Source organism: Pseudomonas sp. NPDC087697 (genome assembly GCF_044743155.1).
In the GTDB taxonomy this organism is placed as follows: Bacteria; Pseudomonadota; Gammaproteobacteria; order Pseudomonadales; family Pseudomonadaceae; genus Aquipseudomonas.
Genome location: NZ_JBIUVW010000028.1, coordinates 1 through 16,201, shown reverse-complemented (window position 1 = coordinate 16,201; position 16,201 = coordinate 1). Strand labels below are relative to the sequence as shown.

The 16,201-nt window shown below is 60.1% G+C and carries 11 protein-coding genes; 2 read left to right on the top strand and 9 right to left on the bottom strand.

All coding sequences use genetic code 11. From position 1 onward, the window contains the following. Positions 1-7: 7 nt before the first annotated feature. From ACIPIN_RS18590 to ACIPIN_RS18580, 3 genes are read right to left on the bottom strand one after another with little or no spacing between them, the layout of a single operon-like run. Positions 8-904, bottom strand: coding sequence for an antimicrobial resistance protein Mig-14 (locus ACIPIN_RS18590; protein ID WP_401120797.1), 897 nt, complete (start codon positions 902-904; stop codon positions 8-10). Next, positions 904-2,034, bottom strand: coding sequence for a glycosyltransferase (locus ACIPIN_RS18585; RefSeq protein WP_401120796.1), 1,131 nt, complete (start codon positions 2,032-2,034; stop codon positions 904-906). The genes ACIPIN_RS18590 and ACIPIN_RS18585 overlap by 1 nt, the downstream gene beginning before the upstream one ends. After that, the gene (locus ACIPIN_RS18580; RefSeq protein WP_401120795.1) at positions 2,018-3,775 is read right to left on the bottom strand and encodes a carbamoyltransferase; all 1,758 of its coding nucleotides are present in this window, start codon (positions 3,773-3,775) and stop codon (positions 2,018-2,020) included. The genes ACIPIN_RS18585 and ACIPIN_RS18580 overlap by 17 nt, the downstream gene beginning before the upstream one ends. Positions 3,776-4,286: 511 nt before the next feature. Between ACIPIN_RS18580 and ACIPIN_RS18575 the strand changes: the two genes are divergently transcribed. After that, positions 4,287-4,658 carry a DUF6124 family protein gene (locus ACIPIN_RS18575; RefSeq protein WP_401120794.1) on the top strand — a complete coding sequence of 124 codons (372 nt, stop codon included), beginning with the start codon at positions 4,287-4,289 and terminating at the stop codon, positions 4,656-4,658. Between the two features lie 839 nt (positions 4,659-5,497). Here the strand turns inward: ACIPIN_RS18575 and ACIPIN_RS18570 are convergent. From ACIPIN_RS18570 to glnE, 6 genes are all read right to left on the bottom strand, one after another. After that, positions 5,498-6,937, bottom strand: a complete 1,440-nt coding sequence (locus ACIPIN_RS18570; RefSeq protein WP_401120792.1) for a lipopolysaccharide kinase InaA family protein — start codon at positions 6,935-6,937, stop codon at positions 5,498-5,500. A gap of 100 nt (positions 6,938-7,037) precedes the next feature. Further along, complete coding sequence (gene rfaP, locus ACIPIN_RS18565; RefSeq protein WP_401120791.1) at positions 7,038-7,844, bottom strand: lipopolysaccharide core heptose(I) kinase RfaP; 807 nt, start codon at positions 7,842-7,844, stop codon at positions 7,038-7,040. Then, a complete protein-coding gene (locus tag ACIPIN_RS18560) occupies positions 7,844-8,965 on the bottom strand; it encodes a glycosyltransferase family 4 protein (protein ID WP_401120789.1) in 1,122 nt (373 codons plus the stop codon). Before ACIPIN_RS18560 ends, rfaP begins: the two co-directional genes overlap by 1 nt. Beyond that, positions 8,965-10,038, bottom strand: coding sequence for a lipopolysaccharide heptosyltransferase I (waaC, locus tag ACIPIN_RS18555; RefSeq protein ID WP_401120788.1), 1,074 nt, complete (start codon positions 10,036-10,038; stop codon positions 8,965-8,967). The genes ACIPIN_RS18560 and waaC overlap by 1 nt, the downstream gene beginning before the upstream one ends. Before the next feature lies 1 nt (position 10,039). Next, the gene (gene waaF, locus ACIPIN_RS18550; protein WP_401120787.1) at positions 10,040-11,074 is read right to left on the bottom strand and encodes a lipopolysaccharide heptosyltransferase II; all 1,035 of its coding nucleotides are present in this window, start codon (positions 11,072-11,074) and stop codon (positions 10,040-10,042) included. A 112-nt stretch (positions 11,075-11,186) separates the two neighbouring features. Next, positions 11,187-14,126, bottom strand: a complete 2,940-nt coding sequence (gene glnE, locus ACIPIN_RS18545) for a bifunctional [glutamate--ammonia ligase]-adenylyl-L-tyrosine phosphorylase/[glutamate--ammonia-ligase] adenylyltransferase (protein WP_401120786.1) — start codon at positions 14,124-14,126, stop codon at positions 11,187-11,189. A 382-nt stretch (positions 14,127-14,508) separates the two neighbouring features. Between glnE and aceE the strand changes: the two genes are divergently transcribed. Further along, the coding region (gene aceE / locus ACIPIN_RS18540) for a pyruvate dehydrogenase (acetyl-transferring), homodimeric type (RefSeq protein ID WP_401120785.1) at positions 14,509-16,201 on the top strand (1,693 nt) is incomplete at its 3' end.

Below are 16,201 nucleotides of genomic sequence, written 5' to 3'. Positions count from 1 at the left end.
GTCTGGCTCATACCGTGAACACCGGCACAGGGTTGCACCAACGGTCCTTGTATTCGCGATCGACACGCCCGAAGGAAAAGCGCAGCGGCTTGTCGATCGCGCGTGCCTGCTCCCAGGCACTTTGGGTATTGAGGAAGCTCAATACGCTGCCGGGGCTGAACTCGCGAGTCTCGGGGTCAACTCCACCGTTGATGTACTCGACACTGATCCACTCCGGCGCTTCAACGCGGTAGACCAACTGAATCGCAATCGGTGCGTCGTTGAGGAAGATCACCGAGCCGATCAGCAACTCGCGCAGCAGTTCGAGCACCTCGCTCATGCGCGGCGCACCGGTCGCAGGAAAACCCCAGCGGCGCTGAAACAGATCGCAGTAGATCGCCGCCAGTTCCTGGCTGGAGAACTCGCTGACCGGCCTCACCACGCCGCCCGCCTCTTCCAGCAAACGCAGTTCACGACGCTGGTTGTAGCGAAACTTCTTCGACAGTTCTTCAGGTGTACGGGCCATGGCCAGTTGTTCGGTTTGCGGTTTGAGACCGGTAAAACGGCCTTCATTCAGCGCCGACAGGTAGCGCCCGCGGTGACGCAGCAGCGCCTGCGCATCGGCCGCAGCCGGCAGGATAAACTCAGCGTTGCCGAGATCGAACAGGCCTTTCTTGCCGTTACGTTTGAGCACGTCTTTGGACAATGCCAGGTCGCGGCCCCAGGTCGGGATTGCGGCTTTCAGTTCGCCACCCTGCTCCCAGGCCAGGTAACGCACCGGGATATCGGCCAACTGCGCCAGACGTTCGACCACCAGTGGATGAGTCGCCACGCTGCCGCCAAAACGCTGCCAGGCATTGTTATAGGTCGACGCGTCGACAACGGACCAACCACGCTCGCGCCAGCCTTGAAATCGGTTAAGCATCAGGCCCTCGCCGTCAGTTCAATGACGTGCGGCAGACGCCAGAACGCGTCGCGTACTGCGCGATCCGAGAAGCGCTCGCGCAGGCGATCAAGCATCATCTCGGCACATACCTGGCGCTCGTGTTGATTCATCACGGCCAGGTGTTGCAGCCCTTGCGCCAAGTGCTCGGCATCGCCCAGCGGGAACAGAATACCAACGCCTTCGACCACTTCCTTCGCACCGCCGCATGCGGTAGCCAGCAACGGCACGCCAGCGGCCATGGCTTCGAGCAGCACCATGCCGAACGGTTCGTAGTCGGAGCTCAGGGCGAACACATCGAAGGCCCGGAAGTAGCGACGCGCCTCTGGCACCTGACCGAGAAACAGCACGCGGTCACCGATACCGAGTTCGAGAGCCAGTTCCTTGAGGTTCCGCTCCAGACGCCCGGTGCCGAGAATTGCCAGTTGGCTGTCGACCGGCAAACGCGGCAAGGCCTGGGCAAAACCGTGCAGCAAGGTGGCCTGGTCCTTGTCCGGGTGCAGGCGACCGACGTTGCCGACCACCCACGCATCCGGCGACAGACCCAAGGCGTCACGCGCCTCATCAAAGGACACCTGAGACGCCTGCAGCGTGTCGACATCGATGCGGTTGTAGAGGGTTTGAATCCGCGCCGCCGGCCATTTCGGCAGGCACCGACGCATGTCGTCGCGCACCGCATCGGAGACCCCGAGCAGGCTCAGACGCTTGCGGAAAATATGCGCGAACAGCTTGCGCGTGCGCCGCTGGTAATCACCAAAGCCGTGGTGCACGCCGATCACCGGCAGCGCCGTGCCAAGCAAGGCGATGTAGATCGGCTTGAAGCGGTGGGCAATACAGAAACTGAAATTGCGCGACTGGGCGATTCTGCGCAGATCGGCAATCGCCGAAAGCTTCAGGCCACGAATGGCCTTGGAGCTGTATTCCATGAACAGCACTTCATCAGACGCACAACCTGCTGCGACCTCGGCGTCGGCGACCCCGGTGAGAAACACCGTGGTCACTCGATAGCCGGACCCTGCGAACAGGCTGGCGTACTGTCGGGCGCAGTCCAGGAACGGCCCGTCATAGCCGTGACAGAACTGCAGCACGTGGCGTTCAGCCGAGCGTGTCATAAGCGTCCGCGCCGTCTTTGACCACTAGAATGTCTTCCATGATCAGATACTGTAGATCGGAACCGAAGAACATGTTCAGGGCGTCGGTCGGCGAGCAGATCATCGGCTCACCGCGGCGGTTCAGCGAGGTGTTCAGCGACACGCCGTTACCGGTCAGCACTTCCAGCGCCTTCATCATGTCGTAGTAGCGCGGGTTGTATTCGCGCTTGAGCACCTGGGCACGGGAAGTACCGTCTTCATGGACGACTTCCGGCACGCGGGTTTTCCACTCTTCAGCCACTTCGAAAGTGAAGGTCATGAAGGGGGCCGGGTGATCGATCTTGATCATCTGCGGCGCCACGGTGTCGAGCATCGACGGGCAGAAAGGCCTCCAGCGCTCGCGGAACTTGATCTGATGGTTGATCCGGTCCGCCACGCCAGTGGCGCTTGGGCAACCGATGATAGAACGACCACCCAACGCACGCGGACCGAACTCCATGCGACCCTGGAACCAGGCCACCGGATTACCGTCGACCATGATTTTGGCGATCTTCTCCGGCATGTCGACGAGCTTGCGCCACTTGGGCGCGCTCGGGTGACGGGCGCAGGCTGCGATCACGTCTTCGTTGCTGTACGACGGGCCGAGGTAGACGTGTTCCATCTTCTCGACCGGTACGCCACGAGCGTGGGACACGTAGGCTGCTGCACCCACCGCGGTGCCGGCATCACCGGACGCTGGCTGTACAAACAGCTCTTTGATGTCGTCGCGAGCGATGATTTTCTGGTTCAGTTTGACGTTCAACGCACAGCCGCCGGCGAAAGCCAGCTTGCCGGTTTCCTTGAGCACGTCGCCCAGGTAGTAGTCGATCATCTGCAACGCCAGTTTCTCGAACAGCGCTTGCATGCTCGCGGCGTAGTGAATGTACGGTTCGTCAGCGATATCGCCTTCGCGCTTGGGCCCCAGCCACTCGATCAGCTTCGGCGAGAAGTAGAAGCCTTTGCCCTTCTCTTTGTAGCGACGCAGGCCGATGACGTTGGCGTAATCGGTGTTGATCACCAACTCGCCGTTTTCGAACGAAGCCAGACGGGAGAAATCATATTTGCTGGCGTCGCCGTACGGCGCCATGCCCATGACCTTGAACTCACCGTCAAGCATCTCGAAACCAAGGAACTCGGTGATCGCGCCATACAGGCCACCGAGGGAATCCGGATCGAAGAATTCCTTGATCTTGTGGATCTTGCCGTTCTCGCCATAACCGAAGAAGGTCGTGGCGTACTCGCCCTTGCCGTCGATCCCGAGGATTGCGGTTTTCTCTTTGAAACCGGAGCAGTGGTAGGCGCTGGAGGCGTGAGCCAGGTGATGCTCGACCGGCTCGATCTTGATTTTCTTCGGATCGAAGCCCAGTTGCTCGAGGCACCAGACGATCTTGTTGCGATAGCGTTTGTAGCGACGATTGCCCATCAGGATCGCGTCAAGTGCGCGGTCCGGGGCGTACCAGTAACGCTTGGCGTAGTGCCAGCGGGCCTTGCCGAACAGGCTGATCGGGGCAAACGGGATCGCCACTACGTCAACGTCGGAAGGTTTGATGCCAGCCTGTTCCAGACAGAACTTCGCCGATTCGTAAGGCATGCGGTTCTTTGCATGTTTATCGCGTACGAAGCGCTCTTCTTCAGCGGCCGCGACCAGCTTGCCGTCGATATACAAGGCTGCGGAAGGATCATGGCTAAGGGCGCCGGACAGGCCAAGAATCGTCAATGCCACAGGGGTCTAGCCTCTATTAGTCTGCATGCAGGCGACATGCGCCTGAAGATAATGTGTCCTCGCAAAAGGGCGAGAAACAGCTAAAGGGCGGGATTATAGCGTAAAGATGGCAGGAATGACCCAGAGGTTGTTTGACGCACAATGTTCATAATCAAAAGGACACAGCATGCGACAACGACAAAAAGAACGATGTTTATAAAGCCTGTAGGTTTCAGAGAAGCATCCGACATGTTTTTCAGGTTGTCGCTCGGAAAGTGCGCGTCTAGTCTTCGGGGGTCGCTGCCAATTCAGCGACCGGACGTGAGAATCCGGACACCTCTAGGCGCACAGCCGACCACCCTATACAGTGCAGACGATTTTTTCGTCTGTCGCTCAAGTTATGGCGGCTGTGCGCGGGCACGCTTCGGCGTGGCCGGGTTCCTAGAGTCCCGGTTTCTCACCCCGCGTACGGCTGCCACCCCAAGTCCGTGAGAAGACCTTGTGGCAGCTCCACTACTCTGGGAGCTTCATCATGCACAAAGTCACTCCAAATCCCCCTGAAACCCCAAGCACTTCCCCGTACGCCTCCAACGATTCCAGAAAACTCCACGACGCCGCCGAGCGCGCGCTGGATCACCACCTCAAACCGCCGTTCGACAAGGGCAACCTGCCCGACAAACGTCCCTCCAACATCTTCGCGGTGATCCCTGATCTGGATAACGAAACCCTGCTGGCCCACGCCTCGGAAACACTCGCCTCGGTCAATGTGCTTGCCAGCGACCTGGCATTCGAGCTTGAAGGCACGCGCCGACATGTGGCGCTGGCGATTCAGCAGATGATCTCGTTGGGGGAACTGTTGGTGAACCGAGCGCTGGATAGTTTCGATCAACCAGAACAGCAGTAACACCGCACTGTGGGAGCGGGCTTGCTCGCGAAGAGGCCATCACATTCAACATCTCAGTTGACTGCCAGTCCGCCTTCGCGAGCAAGCCCGCTCCCACATTAGTTTTGATCGATGTACATCTACAAATGATCAGCATCTAAAGCCGTACACGCCCCAACCACTCAGGCCGGCCGGTAGGCCGCCGTGCTTTGCTTTTGATCTACCCGCCCCTTCGGAAGGCCGAGTGCAGGTGTTCATCAGGGGGTTGGCGCGCAGCGCCGTACGGCGCAGCCGGACACATCGAGAGGAGGTCGTCGCGAAGCAGACCGTAGGCGATGCCCCCTGATGGGCACCGGAGCGAGGGAACGCCGAGCCTTGGCGAGGTGCCGTACGCTCGGGGCGAGCGTTTTTTTGCTTACTTTTTTTAGGCGCTTGTAAAAAAAGTGAGTCGCCGTCAGGGCGAAACCCTAAGTGGCCGTTACCGCAGGAATGGATATGTACACCTGCAAGAGATTGGTCGGCTATCAGGCCGCCATCGCGAGCAGGCTCGCTCCCACAGTTTTGATTGATGTACATCTGCGGGAGATTGGCCGACTGTCAGGTCGCCATCGCGAGCAAGCTTGGCTCCTACAGTTTTGATTGGTGTACATCTGCGGGAGATTGGCCGGCTGTCAGGCTGCCATCGCGAGCAAGCTCGGCTCCCACAGTTTTGATTGGTGTACACCTGCGGGAGATTGGCCGGCTGTCAGGCTGCCATCGCGAGCAAGCTCGGCTCCTACAATTTTGATTGGTGTACACCTGCGGGAGATTGGTCGGCTGTCAGGCCGCCAAGATCAAAAGATCGCAGCCTGCGGCAGCTCCTACACATCCTTGGGCAAACGCTGATCGATCACCTGATACAACGCACTGCTCTCAGGCCAGTTACGCATAAACCGCGCCCGATCCCGCGCATACGCCGGAGCAAAGCTACTCAGCGAACCGTGCTGACACATCGAATCCAGGTCAATCAACGACCAGCGATCCATGTCCCAAAACAGATTATGCCCCTTGAAATCCCCATGACTGATGCGCTCGCGAATCAGCTCGGCAAACAAGTGATCCAGCGCCAGCAACTCAGCTTCAGGCGCATCACCACTTTCAACGAACGGCGCGAAGCGTTCGATGATGTCCGGTCCCGACAGGTATTCGGTGATCAGATAGGCCCGGCTGCGCAACCAGAAAAAACGCTTTTCCAACACCGCCAACGGTTTCGGCGTGGCGATGCCAAGGAACGCCAGGCGATTGCCTTCGCGCCACGAGTGCCAGGCGCGGCTCGGGCGCCAGAAGCGCTTGAGCCAATGGGCAAAACCCTTGATGTTGTAACGTTTGACCAGCAGCGTGCGCCCCGCCACCTCGACCTTGCCAACACTCGCCGCACCACCGGTCTTGTACAGATGCCCCTGATCGAGCAACGCATCGGCCTGCGCCAATACCGGCAACATGGCCGCCTCTTCTTCGCGACGAATCGCGCGCAATCCGAATGCCCCACGACACACGCTGAACAGCGTGCATTCACGGCCCACCTTGATCAGAAAGTCTTTCAAGCGCCAGCTGCGAACCTTATTGACCTGTTTTTGCAAAGCCTCCAGCGGCAACGCGTGCTCACCGTTGCTCAGCAGGTAATACACCAACAACTCTTCGGTGAACGACTCAAGCGATTTGGGCAACTGGGCGAAAAACACTCCGAGGTTTTCCAGGACTTTCTGTCGGGACAACGGCTGACCAGCCTGCTCGACACGAATACCCGCACCATCGATCAAGTACAGCTGGCCGCTGTGGCGCAGCAAGTTGTCCAGGTGCAAGTCTTCCTGCCACAGGCCCTTGCTGTGCAATTGACCGATGACCGCCAGCGCTTCGGCCAACACTGCCGCTTGCTCGTCCGCCAGCGCCGGCAGTGCTTCGACCTGTTTCCAGGCGTCGCCGAGACTTTCGGCTCCTTCGAGAAAATCGAACAGCAGCCAGCCACCCTCGCCGTCTTTCAAGCCATCGGCCAACAACAACGGCGTGATCAGCCCTTGAGCAGCGAGCAGGCGTACACCGTCCAATTCACGCTGAAAATGCTTGGCAGCCTTACTACCCACCAGCAGCTTGGCCAGCACCGGACGTCCGCGCCAAACAGCGGCGCCCACATAACGCTGGCCCGGCAGAACCCGCAGCAAGCTGAGCAGTTGCAACTGGGCCGGCCCAGCGGCGTCCGCCAGTTCGATGTTCAATGGCAAGCCAGGTGTGCGACCGAGGTTTTTCAGTTCAGACAAACGCATCAACGCGTCTCCTTATGACTGCGTCGAGCGGTCAGGCGCGTGTTGAAGGCCTTGAGTCGAGACTCTTGGCGGTGCAGCGGTTTCAGGTTCCGCCCCACCATCAGAGCGCATCTCCATAGCGCTGTTTGCGTTCATAAAGCTTGTTGGCCTTGCCCTCGAGCCACGCCAGCAACGACGCCTCTTCGCGCAAAATCTGGCGCAAGGGCTGCTGGAAGTAACCTTTGAGGAAACGCAGCTTGTCGCGACGCGTCAGACCGATATCCAGCGCCGAGAAATACAGTGCCGCCAGATCCTTGTTACGCCAGCGTTTGGTGATCGAACGGCGGGTCTGGGCACGGTGCAAATCGATCACCGAGAGCTTGAAGTCGTCGGCCGTAACCGGCTTATCGGTGTGCAGCAGAAAGTGGCAGATGTAGCAGTCGCGGTGGTTGACCCCGGCGCGGTGCATCATGCCTGTCATCCGCGCCACTTCGGCGATCAGCGCACGCTTGAGTGCAGGCGTAGGCGGCTGCTTGACCCAATCGATGCTGAAGTCTTCCAGGCTGACGGTCGGCGCCAGCTCTTGCGTGACGATGAACGAGTGCTGGTCTGCCGGGTTGCTGCCGCGTTCGCCGTAAGCAACGGCGGTCATGGTCGGCACACCGACTTCCTGCAAACGCTGGATGGCCTGCCATTCCTGGCCAGCACCGAGTACCGGCAGTTTGGCGGTGAGCAGATTCTTGAAGATCTCGCCCCAGCCAATGCCCCGGTGAATTTTCACAAAGAAGCCGCTCCCGGCGACTTCGGTGCGCAGGGTCCGGCGAGCTTCGAGCTCACGGTAAACCTCGCCCTCCAGGCCTTCGACTTCGGTGAACGCATCGCGTCCGGCCCAAAGGCTCTTGAACGGCTCGGCAAGAATCAACTTCATCAGTGTTGCTCCGCCAGAATCACATCCGCCGCGTGCTGCGGCATGCTGTAGAGATCGGCCGTGTCGGCGTAGACCAGACCGTTGCGGCCCCAGGCCGCACGTGCTGCGTCGTCGCTCAACATGGTCGTCAGGTACTGCGTGAGTTGCGCCTGTTCGAACGGTTCGTCCAGCACCAGACCGCTGTCGGCTTCGGCGATGTAATGCGCGTAACCGCACACCGCACTGACCAGCACCGGCAAACCGGCCACCAGTGCTTCAAGCAATACCGTCCCGGTGTTTTCGTTGTACGCCGGGTGGATCAGCAGATCGGCGCCGAGCAGGAAACGCGGAATATCGCTGCGGCCCTTGAGGAACTGCACGCTATCGCCGAGCCCCAACGCGGCACTCTGCAACTGGAATACTTTGGGGTCGTCCTGGCCAATTACAAACAGCCGGGTACGTTTACGCAGTTCCGCAGGCAATGCCGCCAAGGCTTTGAGGCTGCGGTCGACACCTTTGGTCTTGAACCCGGAACCGATCTGCACCAGCAACAATTCATTGTCGGCCAGGGAGAATTCGCGACGGAACTCAGCGCGGATTTCGGCCGCATTGGCCGGCGCACGACGGTCCAGAGCAATGCCTGGTGGCAGCAGATGGAAGCGTTCAAGTGGTGTGTCGTAATGCTTGATGAACAGTGGCTGCTGGACTTCGGAAATCATCAACACTTCGGTTTTCGCATCTTTGGCGAACACTGCGCGCTCGTACTCGGCGAAGTGCCGGTAGCGGCCCCAGCGACGATAGAGGGAATTGCGCAGGGTCTGCGCCTTGTCCTCGAAGCAGCCATCAGCAGCGTAGTAGACGTCAAGCCCCGGCATTTTGTTGAAACCGATCAGCCGGTCCACCGGACGCTTGGCAAGGTCTGCTTCCATCCAGGCACTGAGTTTCTCGTTGCGGCGATGGTTGAAGATCGCTTTGACCGGTGCCACCAGCACTTCGAAACCCGGAGGCACATCACCTTCCCAGATCAGCGTGTAGACGCGGATCCGATGCCCGCGCTGCTGGCACTCCAGGGCAATGCGCATGAAGTCGCGCTGCAAACCGCCGAACGGGAAATATTTGTATAAGACAAAAGCCAATTGCATCAGTGCAGCTCCTCAGCCAGTAACGGCGGCTGCAAAAGCGTGCTTAAACGGCTCGCGACACGCTCGGGGTTCAGGCGAGTGAAGCACAACGGCCACTCGCGTTTGAGATCAAACCGACGCTGATCTTCAGCCGTCGGTTGGTAAGAACATTTCTTTTGCAGGCACGGCGCGCACGGGAAGTTGCTCGCCAGGTGCACCTGGCTTTTTCCATAGGCACCGGTCAGGCCCGGATTGGTCGGACCGAACAGCGACACAGTCGGCACGTCCAGCGCGGCGGCCAGATGACCGAGACCCGTGTCTACCGCCACACAGGCTTGCGCACCGGCCAGCACCTTGGCGATACCGGCCAGGTTCAATTTTGGCAGCACTTCGGCATTGCGCAGGCCCTTGGCGATGCGTTCGGCGCGGGCCTTCTCGGCCGGGTTGCCCCACGGCAGTTTCACCGCCATGCCGACGTGGCCCAAGCGTTCGGCCAGCTCACGCCAATAGGCTTCCGGCCAATGCTTGGTGTCCCACGTGGTGCCGTGCAGGAACAGTACGTAAGGATTCTTGCGTGGCAACTCGACCAGCCGCTCGACGTTCAGGCCATAGTCGCCAAGCCCTTGTGGCAGGTCGTAGCCCAGCGCCAAGGCGAACAACTGGCGCACTCGCTCCACCGCGTGTTGCCCACGGGCCACCGCCAGACGGCGCGAATAAAAGCGCGCGGCGATTGGCTCACGGGCAGAGTTTTTGTCCAACCCAGCCACGGGGGCGCGGACGTATCGGGTCAGCCAGGCGCTTTTGAGCAGGCCCTGAGCGTCGATCACCAAATCGTATTTCGTGGCGCGAACGCTTTGCTTGAAGCGTTTCCACTCGCCGCTTTTGATGGTTTGCCAGATGTTCTTGCGCCAGCGCCGGATCGCTACCGGAATCACTTTGCCAACAGCCGGGTGCCAGGCCGGGATCTCGGCGAAGCCTTCTTCCACCACCCAGTCGAACTTGATGCCCGGGATCGCCCGTGCAGCGTCGGTCAACGCCGGCAACGCATGAATCACGTCGCCCAACGAAGAAGTCTTGATCAACAGTACCCGCAACTTAACGGACCTCGACCGGAGCGCCTTGCAGGCGTTCTAAGGCTTCGTTCACCGGCTGCGGCGTGAGCTGGCGCAAGCAGTTGTAATGACCGAAACGGCAGGTGCGATCGAAGCATGGGCTGCACTCGATGCCCAGACGAACGATCTCGACCTTCTCGGCCAGCGGCGGCGTGAAACCCGGCGACGTCGAGCCATAAACAGCCACCAACGGACGGTTCAGCGCCGCCGCGACATGCATCAGGCCGGAGTCGTTGGACACCACCGAGTCAGCACAGGACATCAGATCGATGGCCTCGGCCAGCGAAGTACCGCCGCTGAGGTTCACCGACTCTTCGCGCAAACCCGGAATCAGTCGCGAGCGGATGTCTTCGCCGACCGCGTGATCGTTCTTCGAACCGAACAGCCAGACTTGCCAGCCTTCGCGGATTTTCGCCTCGGCGACCTTGGCGTAGTGCTCGGACGGCCAGCGCTTGGACTCACCAAACTCGGCACCCGGGCACAGCGCCAGCACCGGACGATCGAGGGCCAGACCGAATTTGGCCAACGCAGCGTCGCGGCTGGCCGGGTCGATTTGCAGGCTCGGACGCGGATACGGCTTGGGCAACTCGGCGCCAGGCTCATAGGCCAACGCCATGAAGCGCTCGATCATCAGCGGGTAACGCTCTTTATCGAGGGTGCGTACATCGTTGAGCAGGCCGTAACGGAACTCGCCACGCCAACCAGTGCGTTTCGGGATGCCGGCAAAGAACGGCACCAGCGCCGACTTCAGCGAGTTGGGCAGCAGAATCGCCTGATCGTACTGGCCGGCCAGGGACTTGCCGATCCGCCGCCGCGTTGCCAGCTCCAGCACGCCATGGCCGAGCGGAAAGCTCAAGGCCTGGCGCACTTGCGGCATACGCTCAAGAATCGGCCGACTCCACTCGGGGGCCAGCACGTCGATTTCGCACTGAGGATGACGCTGTTTCAGACACTGAAAGAGTGTCTGCGCCATCACCATGTCACCGACCCAACTGGGCCCAACGATCAGAATTTTCATAGTTATCCACAAACGAATAAGGGAGGCATAAGCCTCCCCGCCTCGATAATTACTGTAGGAACCGGCTTACCAGTTCCTACAATTAAATGCTCATTGTTTCAACCAGCACCACTCAGCTTAACCCCAGTTCTGCCCAAATTCGCAGCACTTGCTGCCGTTCGTCGACGAACTGGTCACCCGGAATCACCCCGGCCTCATTCTGCAGGGCCTGGCGGTGAGCGGCGGCGCGGTAGGTCTTATAGGCCTCACGCAGCAGGCTGGCGTCTTCGGCGGGCATCAACCCGACCTCCTCCAGGCCTTCCAGAATGCGGATGTTATCCGTATAGCGGAGCAGCGAAGGGTGCGCGTCGGACCACGCCAAAGCGGCGTATTGCACCATAAATTCAATATCGACGATACCTCCCGCGTCCTGCTTCAGGTCGAACGGCGCCGTGGCTTCGAAGGCATTTGGCGCGGTGCCGGCAGCAGTGCTCTTGCTCCCCAGGTTGTCGCGCATCTTGGCGCGCATCTCACTGACTTCCTGGCGCAGCTTGGGTAAATCGCGTGCACGACCCAGAACCTTCGCCCGGACTTTCTCGAAGGATTGGCCGACATCCTGACTGCCCACCAGCACCCGCGCCCGCACCAATGCCTGATGCTCCCAGGTCCAGGCTTCGTTTTCCTGATAACGCTGGAACGCCCCCAGCGAACTGACCAATAACCCCGATGCACCCGACGGACGCAAGCGCATATCCACCTCGTACAACTGGCCAGAGTTGGTCTGGGCGGTCAGCAAATGGATGATCCGCTGGCCCAGACGGGTGAAGAACTGCGCGCCGTCGATCGGTTTCGCTCCATCGGTTTCTGCCTGCGGATCACCATCGTGGATAAACACCAGGTCCAGGTCCGAACCATGCCCCAGCTCCAGCCCGCCGACTTTGCCGTAACCGACAATGACGAAACCCGGGTCGCATAACGTGCCGTCGGTACGCTGCGGCGAGCCGTACTTGGCGACCGTCTGGCGCCAGGCCAGCGCCAGCACTTGCTCCAGAATGGCTTCGGCGAGCCAGGTCAGGTAGTCGCTGACTTTCATCAACGGCAGGCTGCCGGCAATTTCCGAGGCCGCCACTCGCAGGCGGTGCGCCAGTTTGAAATGCCGCAAGGCTTCCATCTGTTGTTCGAGGTCATCCTCGGGAATTCGCGTCAGTCGCTCGCGCAATTCGGCGGCCAGCTCCGGCGCCAACGGTGGCTTGAACAGTCGCCCTTCGTTGAGCAATTCGTCGAGCAACAGCGGGAAGCGAGTGATCTGCTCGGCAATCCATGGACTGGCCGCGCACAAGGTCAACAGACGTCGCAGCGCTCCGGGGTTTTCCGTGAGCAACACCAGATAAGCCGAACGCCGCGCCACGGCTTCAACCAACGGCAACACCCGCTCCAGCACCAGGTCCGGGCTGGCGTGCTCCACCGCCTGCGCCAGCAAACGCGGAATAAAGGCATCGAGCCGTTCGCGCCCCAGGCGTTGCATCGCTCGCAATTGCGGACTGCTACGCAGGCTGGCGAGCGTTTTCAGGGCCTTGGGCGCGTCGACAAAACCACCCTCCTCCAACTGACGGCAGGCGGCGTCTTCATCCTGGGCTTCTTCCCAGAGCGGCAGCCATTCACCGCCGACCACCACTTCGCGCTCCTCGCCGTCCTCTTCATCCGGGTCAGCGATCACTTGACGGAAATGCCAGTCGACCCGGCCGCGCCAATACATCAGTTGCTCATGGAACGCCGTCCAATTGGCAAAACCCAACATAAAGGCAATGCGCGCCTGATCGTGCTCGCCATGTGGGAGCATTTGCGTCTGACGGTCAGCAATCGCCTGGATCGCGTGCTCGGTGTAGCGCAGGAATTCATAACCTTCGCGCAGCTCGCTGATCACCGCCGGCGGCAGGTAACCCTGCCCTTCAAGCGTACTGAGGACTTTCAATAGAGGACGCTGCTGCAAACTCAGGTCACGACCACCGTGAATCAGCTGGAAGGCCTGGGCGATAAATTCAACTTCACGGATACCGCCGGAGCCGAGCTTGATATTGTCGGCCATGCCTTTGCGCCGGACTTCCTGCTGAATCAGCTGCTTCATGGTGCGCAGCGCTTCGATTGCCGAGAAATCCAGATATCGCCGGTAAACGAACGGCCGCAGCATGTCGAGCAATTGCGCGCCCGCCGCTTGATCACCGGCCACCACCCGCGCCTTGATCATTGCGTAACGCTCCCAGTCGCGACCCTGGTCCTGGTAGTACTGCTCCAGCGCGTTGAAGCTGAGCACCAGCGCGCCGGACGAACCATACGGCCGCAAGCGCATGTCGACGCGGAATACAAAACCGTCGACAGTCATCGGGTCCAGCGCCTTGATCAGCCGCTGGCCCAAACGAATGAAGAATTCCTGGTTATCTAACGGGCGCTTTACGCCGACCGTCTCGCCACCTTCGGGGTAGGCGAAGATCAGATCGATGTCCGATGACAGGTTGAGCTCGACCGCGCCGAGTTTGCCCATGCCGAGGATGACCATTTGCTGCGGCTCGCCACTGCGCCGGCCAGTGGGTATACCGAACTGCTGGCAATGGCGCTGATACAACCATTGATAAGCCTGATCGATGCTCGCATCGGCCATGTCCGAGAGATCACGGCAAGTCTGGATCAGATCGGTCTGGCGAGTCAGGTCGCGCCAAATGATTCGTACTTGCTGGCGGTTGCGCTGACGGCGCAATACACGGCCCAATTCATCTTCGGTGGTGGCGGCCTGCACAGCGACCGCAATCTGCGCACACAACTCACCGGCGGCAAAGCTGCGGTCGAGTTCGCCAGACTGCGCCAGCTCAAGCAACATCAAAGGGTCACGCAGGCTCTGTTCAATGACAAAGTCGCTGGCGGCGGTCACTCGGGCAAACGCTGCCCAGCGCTCAGGCGACCAGGTCGCCAGGCCATGATCATCGTCAAACAGGGCAACAGCGGCACGGAACGACTGCTCGGCGCGGCTGACAAACGGCAGGAGAATGGCCGGCAGTTCGGCAAGCGAAGGGAGGCTCATGGTCTATCCTTGATCGGCGTAGAAAGGGCGGTCTGTAGTGAACGCATGAAATGCACTACGCAAAGGACTGTCGAACAAAAGTTAGAAATAGCTGAAATATCGGTTTTTTTGGCAGCCGGCATCAAACTTCTACCTATTTCAGTTAGCTAAAGACCAACAGTAACGATTATTCTCACAACGCAGCAGGAGGCCACAAGCCAATCCTCTGTAGTTTTACTACTCGTATATACATTCGAAAGGCTGAAATGGCCGACGATTTGTAGTAAAACTACACGCCGCCGAATCAACCTCCGGCATTCCAAGAATTTATAACGTCTGCCCACAAGGCCAGTCGCTAACTCAGGCAACCGATTCTGGAAGCCTTTCCGCCCTGGAGCAAGCCATGCAAGACCTCGATCCCGTCGAAACCCAGGAATGGCTGGACGCCCTGGAATCGGTTCACGACACAGAAGGCGCAGACCGTGCTCCCTATCTGATGACCCGTATGGGCGAACTCGCGACCCGCAGCGGCTCGCAACTGCCCTACGCCATCACCACGCCGTACCGCAACACGATCCCCGTCACCCACGAAGCACGCATGCCTGGCGACCTGTTCATGGAACGCCGCATTCGCTCGTTGGTACGCTGGAACGCGATGGCCATGGTAATGCGTACGAACCTGAAAGATTCTGACCTGGGCGGTCACATCTCCAGCTTCGCCTCCAGCGCAACGCTGTATGACATCGGCTTCAACTATTTCTTCCAGGCTCCTACCGACGAACACGGCGGCGACCTGATCTACTTCCAGGGCCACACCTCGCCAGGCGTTTACGCCCGTGCGTTCATGGAAGGCCGCATCACCGAAGACCAGATGAACAACTTCCGCCAGGAAGTCGACGGCCAGGGCTTGTCGTCCTACCCGCACCCGTGGCTGATGCCTGATTTCTGGCAGTTCCCGACCGTGTCGATGGGCCTTGGTCCGATCCAGGCGATCTACCAGGCACGCTTCATGAAGTACCTGGAAGCCCGCGGCTTCATCCCTGAAGGCAAGCAAAAAGTCTGGTGTTTCCTGGGCGACGGCGAGTGCGACGAGCCGGAATCCCTGGGTGCCATCTCCCTGGCTGGCCGCGAGAAGCTGGACAACCTGATCTTCGTCATCAACTGCAACCTGCAGCGCCTCGACGGCCCGGTTCGCGGCAACGGCAAGATCATCCAGGAACTCGAAGGCGTGTTCCGTGGTGCTCACTGGAACGTAACGAAAGTCATCTGGGGCCGTTTCTGGGATCCGCTGTTGGCCAAAGACGTCGACGGCATCCTGCAACGCCGCATGGACGAAGTCATCGACGGCGAGTACCAGAACTACAAAGCCAAAGACGGTGCGTTCGTGCGTGAACACTTCTTCAACTCGCCAGAGCTCAAGGCGATGGTTGAAGACCTGTCCGACGACGAGATCTGGAAACTCAACCGTGGCGGTCACGACCCGTACAAGGTCTACGCGGCGTACCACGAAGCGGTCAACCACAAAGAACAACCAACCGTCATCCTGGCCAAGACCATCAAGGGTTATGGCACCGGTGCCGGCGAAGCGAAAAACACCGCGCACAACACCAAGAAGGTCGATGTCGAGAGCCTGAAGTTGTTCCGCGACCGCTTCGACATCCCGGTCAAGGACGACGAGCTGGAGAACCTGCCGTTCTTCAAGCCGGAGCCAAACAGCGCCGAAGCCCGCTACCTGAGCGAGCGTCGCACCGCACTGGGCGGTTTCGTGCCACAGCGTCGCGCGCAAAGCTTCAGCGTACCGACCCCGTCGCTGGATACCCTCAAGGCAATCCTCGATGGCTCGGGCGACCGCGAAATTTCCACCACCATGGCGTTCGTGCGGATCCTCGCGCAACTGGTCAAGGACAAGGAAATCGGCCCGCGCATCGTTCCGATCATCCCGGACGAAGCCCGTACCTTCGGTATGGAAGGCATGTTCCGTCAGTTGGGGGGGGACAACCGGGGCGGGGGGGGGGGGGGGGGGCCGGGGGGGCGTGCGGCGCAGGGGGGTTGGAGGGTGTTTCTAGATACGGTGCGGGGGGGGGGGGGGGGGGGCG